The sequence below is a fragment of the Pseudoalteromonas sp. XMcav2-N genome (assembly GCF_024124545.1).
GTDB lineage: Bacteria > Pseudomonadota > Gammaproteobacteria > Enterobacterales > Alteromonadaceae > Pseudoalteromonas.
Genome location: NZ_JAMXSF010000001.1, coordinates 313,154 through 336,256, shown reverse-complemented (window position 1 = coordinate 336,256; position 23,103 = coordinate 313,154). Strand labels below are relative to the sequence as shown.

Sequence of the window (23,103 nt, the reverse complement as noted above, 5' to 3'; positions counted from 1 at the left end):
TATTGCAACACTTACTCTCATACCATGAATGAACTTTTAAGCTCAGATTTGAGCATCCTACTCCTGGAGCCGTCCCAGACACAAAGGCGGATCATCAGTAACGAACTTCAGGAAGAAGGGATCCAAAATATCGAGTGTGTAGATACACTTGCTGCTGCCATGGAAAGCCTGAATGACAGTAAACCTGATTTGGTGATCAGCGCTTTGTATCTGCCTGATGGCGAAGCACTGACGTTATTGCAGCATATCCAAACGACCCTGTCTGACCACCATTTGCCCTTTATGCTGGTATCCAGTGAAACCCGAAGACTGCAGCTGGAAGCATTCAAGCAGTCCGGGGTGGTTGCGATTCTGCCCAAGCCATTCAACAAAACCCACCTGGGTAAAGCCATCAATGCCACTTTGGATATTTTGTCTCCGGAAGAGCTCGAGCTGGACTTGTATGACATTCAGGAGTTACGGATCCTGGTCGTAGATGATTCTCGTCTGGCACGTAATCACATTCGCAGGGTACTCAACAATCTGGGGGCAACGCGGATCAGCGAAGCGGAACATGGCGCAGAAGCCCTGTCTATCCTTGAGGACACCATGTTTGACTTGATCATTACGGACTACAATATGCCAGAGGTCAATGGTCAGGAGCTTGCTGAAGCCATTCGTAACTCGAATGAGCATAATCATGTCCCAATACTGATGGTCTCTTCAGAAGCGAACGAAACCCACCTGGCAAATATTGCGCAGTCCGGAGTGAATGCATTATGCGACAAGCCGTTCGAGCCCCAGGTCGTGAAACAATTGATCTATCAGTTGCTTGAACAAAATTAACCAAAAGTTGGTTAAGATAACCACTCCACTGGTCAAAATTACAATTTGCATTTTGACCAGTACACCACAAGAAAATAAAAACCTTTAATATTCAAAACCATAAAATTCTTTCCGAAGCTGGCACAACCTTTGTAATAGTTAGAACGACTAACTCATTAAAGTATCGTTACTAACCCAAAAGGAACCAGATCATGAAAACTGCCACCCAACTCAGCATCCTAGTTTTTACCCTTGGCATGAGCGCCAGTTCATTTGCAGCGGGCAACACCAGCGTCACAGCAAGTGTCAACGCAAGTACTGCAGCCAGCCTTAGCTCTATGGCGACTGTAAGCACAGACAGTGGCTCAGTCACTCAGGAAGTACTCAGCGACATTAAATCTCATGTCAGCAAAGCGATTAAGGCAAACCTGATTGAGCTTAAAGAAAGCACCAAAGCCACACTGATAAAGTCTTTCACGCCAGAGCACAAAGAAACACGTCAAGAAAAAGATAAAGGACAATAAGATGCTGAATGAAATAACACTGTTGAGCTTGCTGGTTACACCCGTTATCAGTTTAGTACTGGCATATGGTTCAGTTGAATTGATTAGACTGATCAACCACAAGTGGTCGATGGGGCGTGCATCGTGATTGAGCGAGACTGGGAATGGTATCAACCTGCAGTAACTCATGACCAGACTTGGGGATTGGCACACCCTCCAACGGTCTTGAAGGTCACTCGCTCAGCACTGCGCAATGCCAGCTATGGTGCTTTTCTATCCACGACATTACCTTGCCTCTACAAGGGCGGCATGAACAAGCGGAGTGACATAAAAAAACCCGCACAAGGCGGGTTTCTTAACTAAACAACGCTGGACTTACAGGTCGCCTTCGTTTTCAGACAGGAACTTAGCAACACCTTCAGGGCTTGCGTCCATACCTTTTTTACCTTCAGTCCAACCAGCTGGACATACTTCACCGTGCTCTTCGTGGAACGCCAGCGCGTCAACCATGCGCAGCATTTCATCGATGTTACGGCCAAGAGGTAGATCGTTTACTACCTGGTGGCGTACGTTACCTTCAGAGTCAATCAGGAAAGAACCACGGAAAGCAACACCTGCTTCTGGGTGCTCAACGTCATATGCCTGACAGATTTCGTGCTTCACGTCAGCAACCAGGTCATATTTAACCGGACCGATACCACCTTCGTTTACTGGGGTGTTACGCCATGCGTTGTGAGAGAACTGAGAATCGATAGATACACCGATCACTTCAACACCACGCTTTTGGAATTCTTCGTAACGCTTGTCAAATGCGATTAGCTCAGAAGGACAAACGAAAGTGAAGTCTAGTGGGTAGAAGAAAATAACCGCTTTCTTACCTTTGATACGCTCATGTAGATTGTAACCATCTACGATTTCACCGTTACCTAAAACTGCAGCTGCTGTAAAGTCAGGTGCCTTGCGGCCTACTAATACACCCATTGTTATCTCCAAATAGTTAGTTTGAGTTCCAAAGTCTCACAATCACACAAAGCTACGTCCCCTGTCAGGTTATGCATTTTTGTATCACTGCGAATTGTCACTTATTATTGAGGCGTTTTATAAAAAAACAACCCCTATACCAGATGGTATTATTTGGCGCTCAGTTTATGCTGTTCCTTCAAAAGGATACAATCGAATTATCCGATAGCAGCCATCTAATAAATTGATGACGCAGTAAATAGCCGATATGCCGCCCTTGCAGACACAAAAAAAGCACCCTGAGGTGCTTTCTATCGTCGGACAATCAAACTTAGTCCATAATATCGTCAGGCATGTCGCCACGTAATTGCTGCCAGATTTCACCAGAACGGTGACCATAACGACGCATCAGCGTGATTGCTCCATCGTGTTCGCCTTTTTCTGCCAGCGCAGTGAGTTCAGCGTAGAATTCACGTGCCAGTTCACGGGTGCGCGGATCTGAGAAATAGTGACAACCAATCTTAGAGTACAATCCTTTAAACCCATTGAGGATCAGTACATAAATTTTGTTGTTGCCGGCGCTGGCAAGTTGATGATGAACCCGATAATCATATTCAGCAAAAGCTTCCGCCGTATCGGCCACTTCCGCGTGCTTAGACAGAATATCAATCACAGACTGCGGGTTAAACTTAATCGCGGCACGGGTATAGATTGCACTGATGTTAGTACGTGCAGACAGAAGTTGATCGGTTAACTCAGGCACTTTGTCTTCATCCAGGCGTGCCAGGGTCTCTAGAATATTCAGACCAGACGTTTCCCAGAAGTTATTAACCCGTGTAGGTTTACCATGCTGGATGGTCAACCAACCATCACGCGCAAGGCGTTGTAAAACTTCTCGTAATGTGGTGCGAGTGACACCAATAAGCTCTGACAGCTCGCGTTCGGCTGGTAAAATGGAGCCCGGAGGAAATTCGCCATTCCAAATCGACTCTACAATGTACTCCTCAGCAAAACCTGCTGGGCTCTTGGCTTTAAAGATTCTCATTTAGCACCACTTTTGACAACATAAGGTACGTCGACAAGCCTGCGCTTATGTGCGTAGCACACCAACAGGCTTCTGCAACTCAATAATCCACTGATTGTACCAGATGATTTGCAACTAACAAGGCATATCTGAAAGCAAGCTAAGTGCTTCCCAATAATAGGCGCACCCCCGGTATTTTAGCCGTCGCAAACACTAAATACTTCACGACTTTATTAATCCATGAATAATATTATGTAACATATTGACATAACAATCTGTATGGACCAATTATAAATACAAATAATAAAGCGCTAAGGAATAAGCATGACATACAACATCCGCAAGAAAATGTTGCCTGCGGCACTTCTACTCAGTGTACTTTCAGCCCCTCTGGCAAAAGCAAATGATGAAACGACTCTTCTCAAAGAACGCTATCAGCAAGCACTGCCAAATATACAAGAGTTTTCGGAGCTTGTGCATAGGGTACGCTACTTTTACCCAAATGCAGCAAATAGCGAAACACAATGGGACTATTTCTTACGACACAGTATCCGTGAGATGGTTAAACAGCCTGAGGCACTTCAACTCAGTTTTGCCCTGCAACAGCTAAAAACAGTAACACCGCTTTTAACCACCAACCAATCGAGCTTGCCAGTGCCAAGGCTAACGGACTCTGTGAACACCTGGTATAATTTCGGTGCCCGGGATTATCGCTTCTATACCCGTCGCCTGATAAGTGGCGACTATCAGACACTCAGTAATGAGGGCTTTTTCCCTCCTACACCTGTTTATACCGATCGCTATGACGGCATCCCCCTGTACTGGCCGCTATACCTCCCCCAGGAGCAGGCGAACTCTGGCAGTGCTTATTCTCAGCAAAAAGAACAAGTATCCCTTGAAGACCCTGCAACATGTATGGCAGCACTCAGTTCAATTTGGGCCGAGCTAACACACTTCTGGCCTTATTTCGAGCAAGTTGATGTTGACTGGGCCAACAGCCATCCACGCCTGCTCGGCGCTTGTCTCAAAGACAGCCAGCAAAGAACCCGCATTATGAGACAAACATTCACCAAGCTACAGGACAATCATCTCTGGATTGGACAGCCAAAGCAATATCGCGATGTTCAGGGTTACAGCTTGCCAATTTCACTTGACTATATCGATGACAAAGTCATTGTAACCAACAGAACCCCTTACCTTACGCTGCAAATCAATATCGGGGATGAGTTGCTTGCAATCGAAGGAACAGATGCACGTCAATTGGTCAATAACCTGAGGGATAAAACATTCACCAGTGAGCACATCGCCAACAGTGCCGCTGCACGCAGGTTGCCGTTTATGTACGGTGAACCTAAGTTAGTCGATCTAACATTCAGAACTACACAAGGCCGGGTAATTAATACTACGACAGCGTCAATTCACAGAGACGTCATGGGCCCATACGATCGTGATGATACATATGGTCCACTGTTGAGGCATTTGGACAATGGTGTCGTCGTTTTTCGAGCCGTGGATGTGACAACCCAGGAACAGCTGCAACAAGCACGTGACGTTTTACAAAATGCGCACGCCATTGTACTGGATATGCGCGGCTATCCGAGTAACCTGTGGTTTACGCGCAGTGCATTGTCTCTATTTACTGACCGTTATACACGTACAGGTCCGTTTGTGATCGAAACACAACGATTACCTCATCGGGCACTGCCTTATCAGGAAGATATTCCCTTAACACTTGAGGACACACCGAAACTAATTGACGCACCTGTCGTGGCACTTTCCGATAGAACCAACATCAGTGCCGGTGAGCATGTACTCCAGTGGATCCAGGGTATGAATATCCCTATTGTAGGGGAAGTTACCATGGGAATTAACGGAGATATCATGGTGGGATCAGTTTTTGGTGGCTTTCAGAATGGCGGGATCTCATATAAATACACAGGCCTTCGGGCGGATCAGCTGAATGGCGATAAGCTCATTGGCGTAGGGATCCAACCCGATGTCAAAGTCAGTCAAACACAGGTATCCATTGCGCAAAATGACGATATCATTCTTCGCAAGGCGCTTGAAGTACTTGAGCAACTGTAACAGTGCTCTGTTATCAGGGTCTTACTTGTATAGTATGCCCCTGCTTAAGCCATGTGGGATTTGTATCAGAAGTTCGGTTTAACTCCTACTCCCTGAACCACAGCAGCCATTCCAGTGTGGTAGCGACCTTCCACTACCGAACGTTCCAGTTGCTCAAGGAGAGTCCACTTTACTCCCCTTAACTCTTGGGCCAACTGAGCCGCAGTGAGCATGGTATCAACATCCTTTCCACCACCCGTACCAAATTGAATTTGCTCTGGTGAGTAAGCTTCTGTCAAAAACACCCCACCCGGTACCAGAGCCTGTACTACTCGCTGGTGCAGTTTCGCTCGCAATCCCTGACCAAACGGCGCAAAAATAGCGATGATGTTGTCCCATTGTTCACGACCGAGGTCAAAGCTTGCCAGATCTGCCTGAATAAAATTGATAGATACGCCGGATGCCTGAGCTAACTGTTGCGCTTTTTCTATGCCTTTAATCGAGGCATCCACTGCCGTTACGTTAAAACCCAGTTTTGCCAGATAAACCGCATTACGACCTTCTCCTTCGGCCAGGCTCAGCACTCGCTTGCCTTTCAGTTGTTTTACCTGTGCCTTTAGAAAGTCGTTTGGCTCTGTGCCATAAGCATAATCAGATTCAGCAAAGCGCGTGTCCCACATCGGATCAAAATTCATCACAGTCTCCTCTCGTCAAGTGATACAAACCATGCTACAACTTAAAGTCGACTTTAGGTCAAGACCCTATAATCAAATGAGTTCACATAAAAGAGAAACACATGGATATCGCAGATGTTGCCAGGGCCTCCGGGCTCAAACCTTCCACCCTCAGATACTATGAACAAAAAGGGTTGATCCGCAGTGCCGGGCGCCATGGACTGCGACGTTACTACGACACCACAGTGCTGGAGAGATTAGCGCTGATCAACCTCGGGCGCTATGTTGGTCTTTCTCTGGAAGAAATTCGCCATATGTTGCTGCCAAACGGAGTGGACGTAGACCGAGCCCTGTTGCGCCAAAAAACCGCCGAAATGGATAAGCAAATAGCGACGATGCAAGCCATCAGAGAGGGCCTTCACCATGCAGCGAATTGCCCGGCCCCTAACCACCTTGCCTGCCCTACCTTTCAGCGCCTGCTTAAGCTGGCAGGTAAGCGCCTGAAACCGCAACAGAGTAAGCTTTAGCATCTTTACAAAGGAGTCTAAACGAAAAGAAAAACATTTCTTGCATTTATTATCAATAAGTTAGCCTAAAATCATGCAGCACGCTGGCATTAAAAACTGTCAATTCCGGCCAGATTAGGCGGCTGACAAAATAAACCATGATAGCGTTGTGACATCACTTGTTTATAAAAGATGTCATCATGACACAATCCAGACACACTTTGCTCGACGTTATCAGAGGTACCGCCCTGCTCGGCATTTTGCTGATGAATATTCGTCTTTTCTCCGAGCCTTACGCGGCTTATTTTTCACCGCTGGCATATTCGGATCAGTCACCTTTGGGGTATATCTGGTGGTGCGCTCAATACTTGTTTGCTGATCAGAAGTTTATGGCTATTTTCTCTATGCTGTTTGGGGCCAGCACAGCCCTTATCTGCGATAAAATGAGACAGGCCGGTTACTCTCCATATGGGTATTATCTCAGGCGGCTATTAGTCTTACTGACTATTGGCCTGGTACATGCCTATCTGATCTGGCATGGCGACATCCTGGTCTACTACGCACTGTGTGGAGTTTTTCCTCTACTGTTTATTCGGTTGCCGGCTAGTTTAACTTTGCTCTCGGGGCTGATATTGCTGACGATAGGGAGTGCCAAGAGCCTGGCAACGTATAACGTACTTCTGGCGTTACCCGAACCAATATTAACTCAGGTTATTACTGAGCATTTTGCCCATTCGGCGCTCGTCAGCCAGCCTGAGATCGACGCCTTTACCGGCAACTGGTATGCACAGTTGAACATGCGGATGGCGTTGGCCAGCGAGCTTCATCTTTCAACTTTTCCCAGCTGGGGAATTTTCAGGGTATCCGGCCTGATGCTTATTGGCCTTGCCCTGTATCGTTCTGGATTTCTCTGTGGCAAGCTGGGTGATCGCTTTTATGGCTGGTTTGCGCTGTGCACTATACCTGTTGGCACCACTTTGTCACTGATTGGTTTGTGGCTGAATCACCAGCAGCATTGGTCGTTCCCTCACTTCTTCTTTAAGCACGCTCTTTGGAATTACTGGGGTGCTATTGTAACAGGGTGTGGCTACATCGCTTTACTGACTTGGATCAGCCAAAGACAGTGGCTGAGGACATTACGTCATGCTTTGAGCCAGGTTGGACGCATGGCGTTAAGCAACTATTTGCTGCAAAGCCTGTTATGTACAGTGTGGTTTTATGGACTGGGAGGCTTTGCCGCAACGCGGGCCTGGGAGGCCATGAGTGTCACTGTAGTTATCTGGGTGATACAATTACAGGCCTCTCGCCTATGGTTAAAACATCATTCATCCGGGCCCATAGAGCGATTGTGGCGTTGGCTGTCTAAGTGCTGATTGACGCCCACTCGCCATTTCGCCGGAGTGGTCTGGCGAAACTTTTTAAATGCCGCATAAAACGCGGCTCGAGTGCCAAACCCCGATTGGTAGGCAATTTCCTCTACTGACTGAGTCGTCTCTTCCAGCAATTGTGTGGCATGGGTGACCCGAAAGCGATTGATATAATCATGATAACTGGTGCCTAAATGCTCATTAAGCAATTGTGATAAATTATGGGTATTGAGGCCAACTTGCCGTGCTAGCGCAGACAGCGTCAGTTCATTGCTTAAATAGGGTTGCTCATCACGGATCAGCTTATCAAGCTTGCGCGCATAGTAGTTCGACAGCTCTGGCGTCAAACCAGACTTTTGATACTTGTCAGCCACCGCCTGCTTTTGCCGCTCAGTATAGAATACCCTGGGTGAGCGGATCACACACCAGGCTACCAAAAGTAAAAATAGCTGCAGAGCCGCATTGAGAAAAGCTCGGTGATGTGTCACTTGCAGGTGTGTTGTTGCCAGAGCAATATAGTAAGTCACTTCCACCAGCAAAATGGTCATGTTAAGCCAACACAAACGATGCAACCAGACAAGTAACGCGGGTTGTGGCTCATTGCTAACCCGACTAAGCTTAACTGTCGCCCGCCGTAACTGCAGGCTGGCCACAATGACAAACCCCAGTTCAACTGGTGCAATCAACCTGTAAGCATCTGTTCTGCTTATTAGCGGTGCCATAATTACTTCACCTTCCACCAGCAACACATGCAGCAATAGCAGCCCGGCTGGCATGAACATCAAGGCGAGCTGGATTGGGCGTGCCTGCCGGTGGGGTATCTGAGCCGTCACATAAAGGTAGAAGAGCGGACCAAGCATCAGCGCCAGTGGCACAATAAACTGATGCAAAGTGTCACCGGGACCCGTGGCCATATCCACCAGTTGCACCATCCCAATTAACGCAAAATAGCCAAGCAGGTAATGAGTGCTGTTGCGCTGCTTAAATGGTAAGGACAAAGAGATAAAGACGAATAACAAACTGGTTGTCGCACTACTCACCAGCACTAACTCATACAGAAGCACCTTCCCCTCCTCGACTGGTAGTAGCGAATGACATCAATAACATACTTGCAGATGACTCTGGTGCCGCTTTCAGCGGGCTAACACTCTGCGCAACGTTTCTCAGACTAAGGAGTTTAGACAAAGTAACCACAGTCTGGAAATAGAGAACAACAATAACCAGGCTAGTGATATTTACCATGAATACAGACATAAACCTTTGCGCTTTTGTTCTGCCTTCTTAAATACTCTGTGCCCGTTCTAAGCTGTGTGGATTATCACGTAACAGATTCTGCAATGACAAAAACAGCGGCTCAGGCAGTGAATCCGGAGAAAACCAGCGCCACTGCAGGCATTTGCCCGGCTCCAGCAATTGCGGCTCTCCATTCACGCACTCGCCCGTCACAAACAAGGTGATGTAATGTTTGCCGTCAGATTCAAATACATCATTGGTGTAATCAAGCTTGGTCACCTGAGCCAGCGTCAGGCCGGTTTCTTCTAATACTTCGCGGCGCGCACACTGCTCTACGCTTTCTCCCATTTCAAGATGACCTCCTGGTGTTGCCCAGGTATGTGCCCCGTGCGACCCAATACGCTCACCCAGTAAAATTTTCCCCTGACGCTTAATCACCACGGCGACACCTACACGCACAACTGACTGCATTACTTTCTCCCTCACTTATCGGTTGGCGTGAAGATACCATACTTTGTGCCCAAAACGCGTCTGTTCCGGAAACTTATATTCTGTTCAGCAGTCAAACCGCACGACTAATCTGAAACCAGTTGCCCGGATGCATCGACACAGCCATAATAGTGGGCAAAAAAAGGAACACCTATGTTAAATAAACTTGCTGAATTTTCTCGCACCCGCCTTGCCTGGGGTGCACTGTTTTTCTCGGCTTTCGTGCTTGAAGTGATCGCCTTGTATTTCCAATATGCGATGGGGCTGGAGCCTTGCATCATGTGTATTTACCAGCGCACTGCGGTACTGGGCATTGCTGCAGCTGGCCTGATCGGTCTGACATCACCGACGAGCCTGCCTGTGAGACTTCTGGCCATGAGTTGTTGGGGCGTTTCAGCCATTTGGGGCTGGCTGTTAGCGAAAGAACATATCGCTATGCAGACCACCACAGATCCGTTTGCGTTTACCTGTGACTTTGTACCTAACTTCCCAAGCTTTATGCCCTTACATGAGTGGCTGCCTGCCTTCTTCGCTGCGACCGGAGATTGTGGTAATATTGACTGGTTTTTTGCGGGACTTTCGATGCCGGGCTGGATGGAAGTGATTTTTGCACTTTACAGCATCAGCTTTATCGCGTTTGCCGCCGTATTTGTTGTTAAAAGATGAGAGATAAATGGTTTTCAGACTGAGTAAACTGGCCGAATTAGATGGCTTTGCACTGCGCGATAAACAACGTATTAAAGCGCTGGCACTGGCGCATTTACCCTCTTCGCAAAAGGTCCTGCTCAACATTGCCAAGCTGATGTTACTCACCCCGCTGTTTATGGCGCTGGCGTTTATCCATGGCTGGCTGTTGTTACCCGTTTTACTCCTGTGTGGGCTGGCTTATCCGCTACTGACCGTGCCGCTGGAGATCCAGTTTGCCAAACCCTACCTGCGTCAGGCTATTGCAGAGTTTAACAAAGGGCAGGCATAACAAAGTGGTGCACAGCACCACTTCTCTACTCGTCAGTCATACAGATTAAGCGCGACAATCCGGCCCTTTGCTTAACTCTTCACACCAAACCGTCCAGGGTTTTGTTGTATAGCCGCCGCCCACCTGCGGGGTGTTAGCCATCGCCAACTGTTGGTGTTGTTCATTAAGGCGTTTTAGTTTGCTGGTTTTTAATTGTAGTTTCATTATTTCGCTTCCTTTTTTGGTTATTGTTTCAACACCATAAAATCACAAAGCTTTCGTTAGCCGCAAGTTCAAAAAACAGACAAATGTTACAAGGTGATGCTACTGACATATTCCTTTCACATTATTGCGATCTACTATCCCCCTTGGACCTTGAAGTCAGCAAACAATCCAACGAGCTGGTTTATTGCTGCTATAATCAAGTGCAATGACCCACCCGTTTGGGTCACCAGAGCTGCTTGTTCCTCCAGGGAGTTGGAATAAACGCCATCATTTGGGTACTCAATGAAAAACAGACTCCCTTGTATCGCAAGCTTCTGTGCACTGATTAGCGCCGCCCCGGGTGCTCACACGGCACCAGACAGTGACAATGATGTATTCGCGCTGTCTATTGACGAGCTAATGGAAGTGACCGTTGAGGCACGTAAAGTCAAAGAAAACGCACTGACCATACCGATTTCGATTTCTGTGATGTCGGAGCAACTTTTGCGTGAGCGTAATCTTAATACCCTGCTTGAGGCCGCTTACTTTATCCCTAATATTGATGTCACCACCGTAGGCGAAAACTCCGGCTGCACACACTGCGCGAACATTACAATCCGGGGGATCGGCCAGGTGGACCCTTTACCCACGGTCGACCCCAGTGTGGGCCTCTATCTTGATGGTGTCTATTACGCTCGCTCAGCTGGCGGGATCTTTGACCTGTATGATGTCCGGCAGATAGAAGTATTAAGAGGACCACAGGGCGCAATTTTCGGCAAAAACACCATAGGTGGTGCCGTCACAATTTACACCCACGACCCCGCTCCTGACACATTTGCTGATGGAGAGGTCACTTTTGGCGGGTTTCAGCGCCGGGATGCGCGTTTGCGTGCCAACGTCGCATTGAACAAGTCGCTGACCAGTCGCTTCACCTTTACCCACCTCAACCGGGATGGTTTTGTCAAACGTGCCAATGGTGAATTTGAAGGAGGGCAAGACGAGTGGGCAGCTACCGCCAAGTTTCGCTACCAAATCAGCCCTAAGTTAACCGCCCAGCTGTCTTTGGATCAACGTCGGATCAATTCAGGGTCAGCGCCTTCGATACTCGCTGCCAAAAACGATCAGGCCGACTTGCTTGTGCTATACAATGATTTGGTTACCCAAAGTAGTATCTCTGAGCCCTACCCTGCATTGCAGATATTTGACGGTGCACACCAAAGCGCTTCTTTGGGCACAAACTTTAATTCCCTGGATCAATCAGGCGCACAGCTTTCTGTCGAATGGCAAACACCGCAACACTGGCAGCTTAAATCTCTGACAGCCTATCGAGAGTTCTATGCGACATATGGTCGGGACTTTGATAACAACCCAGCAGTCATAGGCGATACTCAGGATTTTCAGCGTCAGTTTCAATTTAGTCAGGAGCTGCATATCAGCGGCAGTACCTTAAACGACCGGATGCAATGGTTAGTGGGCTTATTCCATTTTGATGAATCCATTAAACACTTGACTGATCTTGTATTCATCGGGGGCCTTTATCAGGCGCTGGAAAGTGTACCGGGCCCGCTGGATGGCTCACCGCTCAGTAACCCCACCAGCATAGGTGGTCCGGGCAACCCGTTCAACATCGGGCTGGATATAGATAGTGGCTTTGATAATCAGGTCGAGATCCAAAGCACAGCGATTTTTACTCATGCCAAATACGCCTTAACACAACACTGGGCCTTCCACCTCGGAGGCAGATTGACATTTGAGGACAAGATGCAACAGGTCCAAAGTGACGCCGATAATGCCGGTGTTATCTTAATCGACAGAACATACCAGACCCTGGGTCAAAAACATGGCGGCCCCATTACTCGCAGCTGGCGGGTATTTTCTCCACAAGGCGGAGTAGAATATCATTTCGATGACAGACAATTCGTTTATCTGAGCGCCTCCCGGGGATTTAAATCTGGTGGCTTTAACGGCATTCCGAACTCGCCGACCTCAGCTCAACCCTTTGACCCTGAATACCTTACAGCGTATGAACTGGGATATAAAACCACTCTGTTTGATGACACTTTACAGCTCAGTCTGGCAGCGTTTGATATGCAACACAAAGCCATGCAGCTGCGAGGTGGTCAGTCTACCGACGCGGGGCTTGAGATCTTCATCGACAACGTGGGCGAAACCAGTATTCAGGGCATTGAAGTCAGTTTCGAGGCGCTTCCCGCACACGACTGGCGTTTTTCAGGTAATCTGTCTTACACCGATGCACAATTTGACTCTGTAGGTACGGCCACACAAGTTACCACAGACAGTAAACTCATGCGCTCACCTCTCTGGACAGCAGCATTGGGGGTGCGTTACCAGTGGTCGAATGCCAGTCTTAGTGCTCCGATTAAATTTGGTCTGGACTGGGCATTTCGCAGTAAAACCTATAACGATGTCTTTAATACAGAGCTTGGTGCACAGGGTAGCTTTGCTTTAGTTAATACTCGTATCAGCCATGCAGTCACTGAGCAGATGGAGGTTGCCCTGTTTGTTCGCAATCTTTTGGATAAGCGCATACTCATCGGCGGTAATGACTTCACTGAAGTATTTGGTGTCGCAGAGCATTACCTGGCTCCACCCAGAGAGTGGGGCATGTCCCTGAGATATCAGTTTTAAAGACCAAATATGATGACAAATACTAAACCCCTTCTGTTTATCACTGTGATGTTCTTGAGCATCAGCCTGTGCTCTACAGCAGCGGCTCAGCTTCAGTTGCTCAGTGATGATCCATTAGATATCAAGATGATGTTTTCAGATCAGGCGCTGGATATATCAACTGATTCCAATAACCTGGTTTTTGACTACATTGCGCAAAAAACACCGGGGTTTATCCGTCCGCCTCTGTTGCTGGCACCGGGTACTCGTATTGATCAGTTACTGCAAAGTACCTTGCCTTTTTGTGCACTAAACCGGATTAAAACACAACGCAGAGCAAAACAGTACCTGTTCAGTTTACCCGTACACCTATACCCCAGTCATCGGCTGTATTTTTTGCCATTAAACATTGAGTTATCTCCTTTTCTCAATGCTCAGGGACAGCTAACCGATCTCAATGCGTTATTAAAAGCTCATCCGAGAACCACTTTACTGACGGAAGCTCAGCGCTCTTATGGAGATTATCTTGATGTGCAACTGAGTCGCATTAGCAAAACACAATTGATCCGACGCCCAGGCGGTGACAGTTACAAAGCCACTGTGACTATGTTCGAACGAGGCAGGGCCAGCTTTATTCTTACCTATCCAACGACGATTCAACGCTATGCCAGCCAGTTGACGCTAAATCAGTTACATAGTCTGGAAGTCGCCAACAACCCGCCGTTTGTTCTCGGCCACATAGCATGCTCCGACACCCCAGAGTCCAGGCAGTTCCTTAAAACCGTCAATGAAGCACTGAGTCATTTGTACCAACAAGAGGACTTTTTAGCCCTGCACCTGCGTTACTTGCCAAACGCGGAAAGAGCTTATTTCAGGGAGCAAATAGAGCAACAGATCACCAAAGCGCTTGCTCAGGATCTGGCGATACAAAATAATGGACAATAAAAAAGAGCAGCCTGGGCCGCTCCTGGAGATGAACAAACAACACTGAGTCTATGCTAAAATGCGACCTTTCCTTTTAGCTTAGCAAGCATGTTGACACCTATCCCGTTAACCCGTAAAAGCGCGTCCATATCCTGAAAATCACCCGCTTCCTCTCGTGAGCGAATAATGGCTTCGGCTTTTTTCTGGCCAATACCAGGTAAGCGTATCAACTCCTCAACGGTGGCACGGTTTACATTCACCACAGCATCAACAACTTGTTGTGTCTCTGCAGGTGCTTGCTCTGGTTGAGCCATAACCGGAAGTGCGGCGGACAATGCCAATGTAGCTAAAAGTGTTTTGATATTCATAATCAGATCCCTCAAGTTCAGATTCCATTTCTTTGTGCGTTCACATCAATGTATATGCACAGTTAAAATAAAGTAAACATCATCAATTATGTCAAAATTATGTCTGCGTTTTTCAGTTGCTTTTTTTTCATACAGAACTAAAAATAGCAACTCAACCTCTGAACGAACACGAACTTTTTGCTGGCGACCTAGTCGTAATATGGCTGTACGAGTTGAGCAGCCCACATTCTCAGAGTTCAGGTATTTATGCCAGCAACTAAAGAATGTAAATGAAGGATGCCTAGGTACAGATGGGCCATACTAATGCATAATAGTGCTTTATCAGTTGTAATTATTAACGAGACAAGTTACTGTATATAAAAACAGTGTTCGTGGAGAGTGATCATGGCGGTTATCGTAAAGTATGTGGTAGAAAGAAATGGAGTAGAGCGTATGACATTTACCAGCAAGAAAGAGGCAGATGCTTATGATAAAATGCTGGATGTTGCAGAAGCGCTTGAAGGCATGTTAGAGAAAGTGGACGTTCCGCTTAGTGAGCAGCAAGTTGAATCGCTGGCACTTGAAATTGCCAAACAAAAAGACGACTTTATGGCTATTCTAAAAGGCACTAAAGTGCCGTCAAAGAAAGACAACGAAGAAAAGCCAGCCGGTAAAAAAGGTGACGATGATAAGGTCACGGCAATCAAACAAGCCTGATACCAAATGACTTAATTAGGTCACAAAAAAAGCCAGTATTCTCACAGAATACTGGCTTTTTAAATTCAGTTGAATTTATTTAAGCACGGTCGCAACGGCATCTGCAAAGTAATCGATGTTGTCTTTGCTTACACCTGCAACGTTTACGCGGCTCGAGCCGACAATGTAAATTGAATACTCTTCGCGTAGTCTGTCAATTTGTGCTTTATCTATACCAAGGAATGAGAACATACCATTTTGGCGCTCAATGAATGAGAAGTCCTGCGCTGTGCCTTTTGCATTCAGGTTGTCTTTGATCAAGCTGCGTAGACCGTTAATTCGATCACGCATTTCAGCCAGTTCCTGGTGCCATTCCTGAGTCAATTCCTCACTGCCCAGGATGGTATTCACAATGTCTGCACCATGTGCCGGTGGCATAGAGTAAATACTGCGCACAACACTCAGTAACACTGAGTTAGACACATCCGCAACCGCAGCATCTTTAGCGATAAATGAACAAGCCCCAATACGCTCACGGTATAAACCAAAATTCTTAGAACAGGAAGAACAGATTAACAGCTCGTCAACGGTTGCGGCCAACAGGCGTAGCCCCTGCGCATCTTCTTCCAGACCACTGCCAAAGCCTTGGTAGGCGATATCAATCAGTGGTGTAAAGCCCACGTCTTTGGCCAGCTCTGCAACTGTCTTCCATTGTTCTGCGTTTAAATCCATCCCGCTTGGGTTATGACAACATGCATGAAGCAGTACTACATCACCTTTCGGTACTTGCTTCAGTGCATCTATCATTTCATCGAACAATAACCCTTTGTTCTCATAATCATAGTATGGATACTCTTTAACCTGTAAGCCGGCTGCCTCAAACAAGCTAATATGGTTTGCCCAGGTAGGAGTTGTCACCCATACCGTGGCATTGGTATTACAACGCTTGATAAATTCAGCCGCAACGCGCAAAGCACCTGTGCCGCCCGGCGCCTGCGCTGTTCTGACACGATTTGCCAGCAATGCAGGGTGATCATTACCCAGTAGCAACTTTTCCATTTTATCGCAGTAATCCAGGTTACCCGCTAAACCAATGTAAGATTTAGTTGTTTCATTCTCCAGACGAAACGCTTCAGCCTTTTTTACCGCCTTCAGAACCGGGGTATGACCCTGCTCGTCTTTGTACACCCCAACCCCTAGGTCAATCTTATTCGGGTTAGTATCTTTTTTATAGGCGGCCATCAGGCCCAGGATTGGATCCGTCGGAAGTGGTTTTAGTTCTGAAAACATGGTTCTCTCTTTTCCTAATTAACGTAAACGAGGTTTTCTGGCTCGTTTGTCACGGGGTTAACTCTGGGCTCATATTAACATAAGTTGTAATGAAGACGAGCCTGCTTAGCGTGGAAGATACTCAATCGCACGAAGACAAGCGGCAACTAAAACTGCCAGTTTGTATTCATCAAAGCACTCTTGCTCAAAAGCTTCTGCATCAATGATCCCAAGGCACCGGCCTTGCGCGTCTAATAATGGCAAACACACCTCAGCCTGCACTTTTGGATCGCAGGTGTAATACTCACCGCCATTGGCGACATAATCTGGAATGTTATTGATCACTCGAGCTTTTTCAGACAAAAAGGTTTGAATATTATTTGAAGTTACTGCAAAAGCGTCTGTAATCGGGAACAGAGGTCGACTTGGTGCACCATAGTAAGCCAGCTTCAGTAGCTGCTGTAAACCATCGGCCTCCCTGGCTTGATAAATACCGAACCAGTCGACTCCTGTGGCCGTTTTAACGTATTCAGCTATTGCCTGTAATCGGGATAAATTGTGCTCACTTTCGCGATTTTGGCTGACATATTGCGCAAGTAGAAAAGGCGCTTCCTGCAAATGGCCAAACAGGCTGCAACTGCCTCCCTCGCCCAGTTCAGGGATTTGATACGACCATATTGCATCAAAGGTATGGGTTTCAATATACGCATCCAGCTCCGCAAACTGACCCGCTACGGCGCTTTCACTAATGGATAAATTACTATGAGATAGATAAGCAGAAATCATTTGGCCATCCAAACATCTAAATATCCATTGAATTTAACACGGAAGGCTGTGCTATGCCAGCGTGTTGTCAGAATATTTTATTTTAAGATAGGCAGCATGCAGTTAGCGAAGCGAGTAAACCAGCTCAACCTCGTTACCGACCTGATTATACGTCACACTTTGCGCTATTTCAGAGAGCAGTTCGACGCCCCTGCCATGTTCCTGCTGAGATTGATGCTGTGTATTCGTATTTTGATCGAATCCGTTACCGGAATCGCAAATATTAAAAATAATACGGTACTCTTCAGGACTAAAACGCACGTTAATAATGATCAGGGCATCTTTAAGGTTTTCCAATGCACGCGCCCTCTGGTGATAATATTCTATGAAGCCATCGTCCTGGTTTTTTAAATCAGATTTTAATCCCAAAACACCATGGTCAAGCGAATTATTATAGGCTTCCGACAGCAGTAAAAAGACATTCGATCTGTGAGCATGAAGCCCTTCCACTTTCGATAAAATATCAACCAACTCCAATACCGGATCTGTATATCGCATTTGCTCAGCATTGAGTGAAATGCTGATATTGAAAGGCAAAGTGGAGTATTCTGGTGGTAATGCTTCCGTTGAGCAGTCAGGCAGACAGTTTATGATAGCGATGCTTAAGTCATCTTGTTGCTCTTTATGACCACTGTACTCCCTGACTTGCTGGATAATATCCCTGGTTGAAATATCCACCTTGCAGCTCAATACATCGATCAGCCGTTGCTCACCAAATAACGTCCCGTCAGGCGCCTCGCTTTCAATGATGCCATCCGTTGCCATGACAATGCGAGTACCCACCTCGACTTCAAAGTGCAAGGTGTTACGCTCAAACTCGTCCTCGTCCAGGATCCCCAGTGACATGTGCTGAGATTCTATGGTCTTGAGCATCTGCCCATCGCTGTCTATCAGATAAATATCCGGAAACCCGCCAAGCCAGGCTGACACGTTTCTGCCTGAACTGCTAATTTCAACAATGGCTGCTGCGCAGAACATATGTCCGGGCAATAAGGTGTTCAGTGAGCTGTTAAGTTCGGCTGCAATGTCATTCACCGCCATGCCTTTTTGCACCATAGTATAAAATATCTTTGATGCGGGTAATGCGCCCACCGCAGCCGCCAAACCGTGCCCTGTAAAATCCCCAAGCAGGCAATAAAAGCCACCGATGGGGCTTTTAGCCATTAAGAACATGTCGCCGTTGAACATGGACGCGGGGGACAAATGATAATCACACAGGTCGGCAAAATCTTCCTGACCCGACAACGCATTGCGAAATATATGTTCTACAATCTCGTGCTCACGTTCAATCTGATTGTAATGATACTCAAGCTGCTTTTTTTGTTCATAAGCCTCTTTACTCAACTTTCTTGTTCGAGCGTGCGCTCGGATCTTGGCAGACAATATGATCCGGTCAAAGGGTTTATGAATGAAGTCGTCGCCCCCTACATGGAGGCACTTTTCAAAGCTGGCATGGTCTTCTAAAGCGGTAATAAAGATAACAGGTAAGTAGACATCGCCTGCATGCTCTTTGATTTTGGGTGCAGTTTCGAAACCATCCATCACGGGCATCATCACGTCCAACAGAACGATATCTACATCATGGTCTTGGAGCAAGTCCAACGCTTCCTGCCCATTATTAGCAACTAACACCTCGTAGTGCTGGTGTTCGAGCATAGTTTGCAGTAATCGACAGTTGAGAGGCTGATCGTCTACAACCAAAATTAGCATGCACTAATCCCTAATGGTTCAATCAATATCGAACTTTTTATCGAACCGTGAAATTTGCAAAATCTTTTTCAGCTGAGGCCGACAATTACTGATCTGTATGCTCGACACCGAATCACCCAAGGTTTTCTTCATATTGAGCAACATACCTAACGCTGAACTATCCATATAGTCTGTGTCACGCAAATCAACGACGACTTTCTCAGTTTGATTGCCTACTTCGGCATAGGCCTGACGAAAAGATTGGACCAAGTTAAAGTCAAACTTTCCTTTGATTTGTATCGTTAAAGTTTTTCCGTCCGCTGAAGCATTTTTGCTCAGGCTCATCGCAAGCTCCTACTTTGGTTGAATTTTGGTATCCATGATGTTGTTTTAAATATAAACCGATAAGTGAAATTAGCCAAAAAATTATCTCGCTTCAAAACGCTTTTTGTTACCATGGCGGCATTCAGCCTCAAACAGGAGAGTCAAAATGTCAGAGAGTCGTTTAGTGTACTCAACCGAGTCTGGCCGCATAAAGCACACAGAATCTAAGCCAGAGCCACAAGCAAAGTTGTTTAAAGATGGCGCGGTACGAATCGAACGCCAAACCAAAGGCCGCAAGGGTAAGGGCGTCATGTTGGTTGTTGGCATTGACCCGGCAGAACACGATATGAAAAAACTGGCGAAAACCTTAAAAAGTAAAATGGGCCAGGGCGGCGCGCTCAAAGATAATGTGATAGAAATTCAGGGAGATGACAGAAATAAGCTCAAAACTCTGCTCGAAGCACAAGGTTTCAAAGTTAAAATCGCTGGAGGCTGATCTCAGCATAGAGGCGAGCCTGACATCGTCAAGCTCGTCAAACAGGCTTAATGTGCCTGATTGCCCTGCCCTATATCTGGGTGTTGGCTTTGCATCAGAATTTCGTGTTCAGTTAAAGGCGCACTGTAATAGTAACCTTGTACGATAAAGCAGTTATTTCTTTGTAAAAACGCCACCTGCTCCTGAGTCTCCACGCCTTCAGCAATCACTTTCATGCTCAACTTCTGTGCCATCGCTATGATGGCCGCCGTGATCTCCATGTCATTCGAGTCTTGCGGAATATCCTTGACGAATGAGCGATCCACTTTTAGCACATCGACCGGAAAACGCTTCAGATAACTAAGCGAAGAGTAACCCGTACCAAAATCATCAATCGACAAAGACACACCTAACTTTTTCATTTCCAGCAGCTGCTCTATCGCCGCCTCAACATCCCCCATCAACATACTTTCTGTTAGCTCAAGATGCAGCATATCGGGAGACAGGCCAGTTTCTTTCAAGGTGGTTGAGATGTACTCTATCAGCTCTGCATCTTTGAATTGCCGTGCAGACAGGTTGATAGAAATATCCGCGGTACGGCCACTGCGGCGCAATCTTGCAGAGAACTGACAGGCTTCTCGTAATACCCAGGCACCTAGTTCAACGATCATGCCGGTCGCTTCTGCGATGGGAATAAATTTGGTTGGCGCAATAAACCCTTTTTCTGGGTGATACCAGCGGACCAATGCCTCATACCCCACCACTTGCTCCGTAATGCTGTCAATCTGAGGTTGGTAGCGCAAACTGAACTGACCCTCTTTGATAGCCTGACGGAGCTCGTTTTCAATATACAAGCGTTCATTGGCCGCAGCGTCCAGTTCCTGAGAATAAAAGTGAAAGGTATTTCTTCCCTTCGCTTTGGCTTCATACATTGCAAGATCAGCATGTTTTAGTAGCTGCTCTTCTTCTTTGCTGTCAAAAGGCGCCAGCGTGATGCCAATGCTGGCACTGACAATCACTTCATTATTGCCAAGCCGGATTGGCTTAGCCAATGTCCGTTGAATGGTGTTGGCCACATCCATGGCATTTTCCCGGCTCTCTATGCCACTAAGAAGTACAGCAAACTCATCACCGCCAAGACGTGCTATCGTATCTTCAGCTCGCAGCCGCTGTTTCAAGCGATCGGCCACTTCAACTAACAATCGGTCCCCGGCATCGTGACCCAAGGTATCATTGATACGCTTGAACTCATCGAGGTCGAAATAAAATAACGCAAAAGCATAATGCCCCCGCTCGGCCAGTGCCATCGACTTGCGTAACTGCATTCGGAAAAAGGTTCTATTTGCCAACCCGGTCAGCGTGTCAAAATAAGCCAGCTCTTCCATTTTACGCTGGCTTTCTTTAACAAATGAGATATCCTGCGCCGATGCTACATAGCTGGATATTCTGCCACTTTCTTCGCGAATCGGAGAAATGCTCAGGCTCACCCAGATCTGCTCATCAGAGACGCCTTGCAGCAACGTGTCTCCACGCCAATAGTTGCGGCTGCGCAGGTCAAAATCGATATCGTCAACGATAATCGCCATTTCTTTAGAGACAATTCCTAACAAAGGTGCACCAATAAAATGCGCTTCATCAAAGCCGGTCATCTCCAGCATTTTTGGATTGACATATTCTACTTTAAACCTGTCATTGGTGATCAGCACGCCAGTACCAGAAAACTCCACGGCTTTACCAAGACGATTTGCTTGTTTCTGGGCGGATTCTCGCTCGGATACCCGAGTATTGAGGCCCTGGATAAGCTTGCGAGTTTCGCCGCTCATATCATTAATTGATGCGTTCAGTACACCTAGCTCATCATTGGCATCAGGCAGCTCGGGATGATCAAGCTGACCTTTACCGAACGAAACCAGCGCATTCACCGACTGATTGATACGCTTTAAAATCAGGTGATAGATAACCTGATGCAGCAGTAAGGAAACAAAGAGCCCGTACAGAATAAATAGACCAGAGAACTTCCATTTAAGATCATTGAGTGCAAACAGCGCAGCATCACGCTTCTTGTAATAACCGATGTACCAGTCCAACTCTGTCAAATGAACCACATTAGCGAGATAAGATTCCTGTTTAAACCCAAACTCACTTTGCAAGCTGGGTAAATTGACCCGTAACGTGCTCTCGATCATCTCCTGAAACGCCACCGGCAAAGACGATTTATCTGCCAATTCATTATTATGCGCAACAATACCCAGATTAGGTGCAGACAAAACTCTGCCCTGCTTATCAAATACAAGATAACTGAGGGTATCGGAAGCTTCAGGAAGGCGCCTCAACAGCACATCTAACTCCAAGTCGCTGCCTGTAAAGCCTTGATACGTATCATCCACATACAGAGGGACAAGCACACTGACCACCCACTTACTCCAGACTTCGTCGAAGTGGATCCCCGACCAGAGTGCCTGACGGGTCGGGTTCAGCTCTTCCCTCAATAGCGGTAAAGCATGAATGCTGAAATGATTACCTCCTTTGCCGTCAATCAACAAGGAGTTTGGCGGAGATATCCGTACAAAATCGTCAGTGGTATAGAGGTAAAAGTTAAAAAAGTCCTGAAGGAGCAGCGGAGATAATGAATTCCAGACATACTCAGATTCGCTAAGCAGGGCCTGACTTTGTGGGTTTAAATTTTTTGCAGGCAGATAGGCTGCCGAAATACCATTGGCTGCGATGCTGTTAATTCGCTCATCCGTTCGATTAATTTGTACCTGTGACTCTGATGCACTCCGTTTAACCTGACCAGAAAACAGTGTTCTGCCAACAACCATATTGGCTTGCTGAGCCAATTTTTTCTTCAGTGTTAAGAATTCGGAGAAATGTGTGAGCGTTTGCTCGCTTTTTTGCTGTAACTCATGAAATTCTTCATACACAAGTTGCGTTTCTTTAGTTTTCAACATCAGCGCGGCGGCAATGACGCCGGCAATCAAACAAACGGCTGCCGTTAACACCGGGAGTTTGACACTGAGTGAATTAAAACCAAAGCGAGACACAGGTCGTCGATAGCCCACGATAAACCTTTTAGCTAGTTGTCGTTTTTCAACAGTATATGGGCAGAATATACCAGATCACGGAGAACCTCGCCAAACACT

At 46.8% G+C, this 23,103-nt stretch carries 24 protein-coding genes; 12 read left to right on the top strand and 12 right to left on the bottom strand.

Annotation, left to right across the window (positions count from 1 at the left end; all coding sequences use genetic code 11):
* Positions 1-24 precede the first annotated feature (24 nt).
* From NH568_RS01225 to NH568_RS23895, 3 genes are all read left to right on the top strand, one after another.
* Positions 25-825 carry a response regulator gene (locus NH568_RS01225; protein WP_253044036.1) on the top strand — a complete coding sequence of 267 codons (801 nt, stop codon included), beginning with the start codon at positions 25-27 and terminating at the stop codon, positions 823-825.
* A gap of 191 nt (positions 826-1,016) precedes the next feature.
* A complete protein-coding gene (locus NH568_RS01220; RefSeq protein ID WP_253044035.1) occupies positions 1,017-1,328 on the top strand; it encodes a hypothetical protein in 312 nt (103 codons plus the stop codon).
* Between the two features lies 1 nt (position 1,329).
* Positions 1,330-1,455 carry a hypothetical protein gene (locus NH568_RS23895; RefSeq protein WP_290444055.1) on the top strand — a complete coding sequence of 42 codons (126 nt, stop codon included), beginning with the start codon at positions 1,330-1,332 and terminating at the stop codon, positions 1,453-1,455.
* 227 nt (positions 1,456-1,682) lie between these two features.
* Here NH568_RS23895 and NH568_RS01215 read toward each other — a convergent pair whose 3' ends face one another.
* Both NH568_RS01215 and fadR read right to left on the bottom strand, forming a co-directional pair.
* The gene (locus NH568_RS01215) at positions 1,683-2,288 is read right to left on the bottom strand and encodes a peroxiredoxin C (RefSeq protein ID WP_010382361.1); all 606 of its coding nucleotides are present in this window, start codon (positions 2,286-2,288) and stop codon (positions 1,683-1,685) included.
* Between the two features lie 310 nt (positions 2,289-2,598).
* The gene (fadR, locus tag NH568_RS01210; protein ID WP_253044034.1) at positions 2,599-3,312 is read right to left on the bottom strand and encodes a fatty acid metabolism transcriptional regulator FadR; all 714 of its coding nucleotides are present in this window, start codon (positions 3,310-3,312) and stop codon (positions 2,599-2,601) included.
* Between the two features lie 303 nt (positions 3,313-3,615).
* Between fadR and NH568_RS01205 the strand changes: the two genes are divergently transcribed.
* A complete protein-coding gene (locus tag NH568_RS01205; RefSeq protein ID WP_253044033.1) occupies positions 3,616-5,376 on the top strand; it encodes a S41 family peptidase in 1,761 nt (586 codons plus the stop codon).
* 65 nt (positions 5,377-5,441) lie between these two features.
* On the opposite strand, the gene NH568_RS01200 is transcribed toward NH568_RS01205, so the two are convergent.
* Entirely contained in the window at positions 5,442-6,050 is a 609-nt protein-coding gene (locus NH568_RS01200) for a class I SAM-dependent methyltransferase (RefSeq protein WP_253044032.1), read from the bottom strand.
* A gap of 101 nt (positions 6,051-6,151) precedes the next feature.
* Between NH568_RS01200 and NH568_RS01195 the strand changes: the two genes are divergently transcribed.
* Both NH568_RS01195 and NH568_RS01190 read left to right on the top strand, forming a co-directional pair.
* Positions 6,152-6,556, top strand: coding sequence for a helix-turn-helix domain-containing protein (locus NH568_RS01195; RefSeq protein ID WP_253044031.1), 405 nt, complete (start codon positions 6,152-6,154; stop codon positions 6,554-6,556).
* Between the two features lie 179 nt (positions 6,557-6,735).
* Entirely contained in the window at positions 6,736-7,908 is a 1,173-nt protein-coding gene (locus tag NH568_RS01190) for a DUF418 domain-containing protein (protein WP_253044029.1), read from the top strand.
* Here NH568_RS01190 and NH568_RS01185 read toward each other — a convergent pair.
* Positions 7,857-8,966, bottom strand: coding sequence for an AraC family transcriptional regulator (locus tag NH568_RS01185; protein WP_253044027.1), 1,110 nt, complete (start codon positions 8,964-8,966; stop codon positions 7,857-7,859). The two genes, NH568_RS01190 and NH568_RS01185, sit on opposite strands and share 52 nt — an antisense overlap.
* A 217-nt stretch (positions 8,967-9,183) precedes the next feature.
* Positions 9,184-9,606: an NUDIX hydrolase gene (locus tag NH568_RS01180; protein ID WP_253044025.1), complete on the bottom strand. Its 423-nt coding sequence runs from the start codon at positions 9,604-9,606 to the stop codon at positions 9,184-9,186.
* A gap of 171 nt (positions 9,607-9,777) precedes the next feature.
* On the opposite strand from NH568_RS01180, the gene dsbB reads away from it, so the two are divergent.
* Both dsbB and NH568_RS01170 read left to right on the top strand, forming a co-directional pair.
* Positions 9,778-10,290, top strand: coding sequence for a disulfide bond formation protein DsbB (gene dsbB / locus NH568_RS01175; protein ID WP_253044023.1), 513 nt, complete (start codon positions 9,778-9,780; stop codon positions 10,288-10,290).
* 7 nt (positions 10,291-10,297) lie between these two features.
* Positions 10,298-10,600: a hypothetical protein gene (locus NH568_RS01170; protein ID WP_253044021.1), complete on the top strand. Its 303-nt coding sequence runs from the start codon at positions 10,298-10,300 to the stop codon at positions 10,598-10,600.
* 45 nt (positions 10,601-10,645) lie between these two features.
* Here NH568_RS01170 and NH568_RS01165 read toward each other — a convergent pair whose 3' ends face one another.
* A complete protein-coding gene (locus tag NH568_RS01165) occupies positions 10,646-10,804 on the bottom strand; it encodes a hypothetical protein (RefSeq protein ID WP_253044019.1) in 159 nt (52 codons plus the stop codon).
* A gap of 282 nt (positions 10,805-11,086) precedes the next feature.
* Between NH568_RS01165 and NH568_RS01160 the strand changes: the two genes are divergently transcribed.
* Both NH568_RS01160 and NH568_RS01155 read left to right on the top strand, forming a co-directional pair.
* Positions 11,087-13,432 (top strand): TonB-dependent receptor, encoded by a 2,346-nt coding sequence (locus NH568_RS01160; protein ID WP_253044017.1) that lies wholly within the window; start codon positions 11,087-11,089, stop codon positions 13,430-13,432.
* A 9-nt stretch (positions 13,433-13,441) separates the two neighbouring features.
* Complete coding sequence (locus tag NH568_RS01155; protein WP_253044015.1) at positions 13,442-14,356, top strand: hypothetical protein; 915 nt, start codon at positions 13,442-13,444, stop codon at positions 14,354-14,356.
* A gap of 53 nt (positions 14,357-14,409) precedes the next feature.
* On the opposite strand, the gene NH568_RS01150 is transcribed toward NH568_RS01155, so the two are convergent.
* Complete coding sequence (locus NH568_RS01150; protein ID WP_253044006.1) at positions 14,410-14,703, bottom strand: ComEA family DNA-binding protein; 294 nt, start codon at positions 14,701-14,703, stop codon at positions 14,410-14,412.
* A gap of 384 nt (positions 14,704-15,087) precedes the next feature.
* Here NH568_RS01150 and NH568_RS01145 point away from each other — a divergent pair, with 384 nt between their 5' ends.
* Complete coding sequence (locus NH568_RS01145; RefSeq protein WP_253044004.1) at positions 15,088-15,399, top strand: YebG family protein; 312 nt, start codon at positions 15,088-15,090, stop codon at positions 15,397-15,399.
* Positions 15,400-15,474: 75 nt separating this feature from the next.
* Here the strand turns inward: NH568_RS01145 and NH568_RS01140 are convergent, their stop codons facing one another.
* From NH568_RS01140 to NH568_RS01125, 4 genes are all read right to left on the bottom strand, one after another.
* A complete protein-coding gene (locus NH568_RS01140; RefSeq protein WP_253044003.1) occupies positions 15,475-16,668 on the bottom strand; it encodes an amino acid aminotransferase in 1,194 nt (397 codons plus the stop codon).
* 105 nt (positions 16,669-16,773) lie between these two features.
* The gene (locus NH568_RS01135; protein WP_253044000.1) at positions 16,774-17,433 is read right to left on the bottom strand and encodes a GAF domain-containing protein; all 660 of its coding nucleotides are present in this window, start codon (positions 17,431-17,433) and stop codon (positions 16,774-16,776) included.
* A gap of 102 nt (positions 17,434-17,535) precedes the next feature.
* Complete coding sequence (locus tag NH568_RS01130; protein WP_253043998.1) at positions 17,536-19,182, bottom strand: fused response regulator/phosphatase; 1,647 nt, start codon at positions 19,180-19,182, stop codon at positions 17,536-17,538.
* Between the two features lie 18 nt (positions 19,183-19,200).
* Positions 19,201-19,506 (bottom strand): STAS domain-containing protein, encoded by a 306-nt coding sequence (locus tag NH568_RS01125; protein WP_054014087.1) that lies wholly within the window; start codon positions 19,504-19,506, stop codon positions 19,201-19,203.
* Between the two features lie 145 nt (positions 19,507-19,651).
* Between NH568_RS01125 and NH568_RS01120 the strand changes: the two genes are divergently transcribed.
* Positions 19,652-19,981, top strand: a complete 330-nt coding sequence (locus NH568_RS01120; protein ID WP_138549737.1) for a stress response translation initiation inhibitor YciH — start codon at positions 19,652-19,654, stop codon at positions 19,979-19,981.
* 47 nt (positions 19,982-20,028) lie between these two features.
* On the opposite strand, the gene NH568_RS01115 is transcribed toward NH568_RS01120, so the two are convergent.
* Complete coding sequence (locus tag NH568_RS01115) at positions 20,029-23,022, bottom strand: EAL domain-containing protein (RefSeq protein WP_253043996.1); 2,994 nt, start codon at positions 23,020-23,022, stop codon at positions 20,029-20,031.
* Between the last annotated feature and the right edge of the window lie 81 nt (positions 23,023-23,103).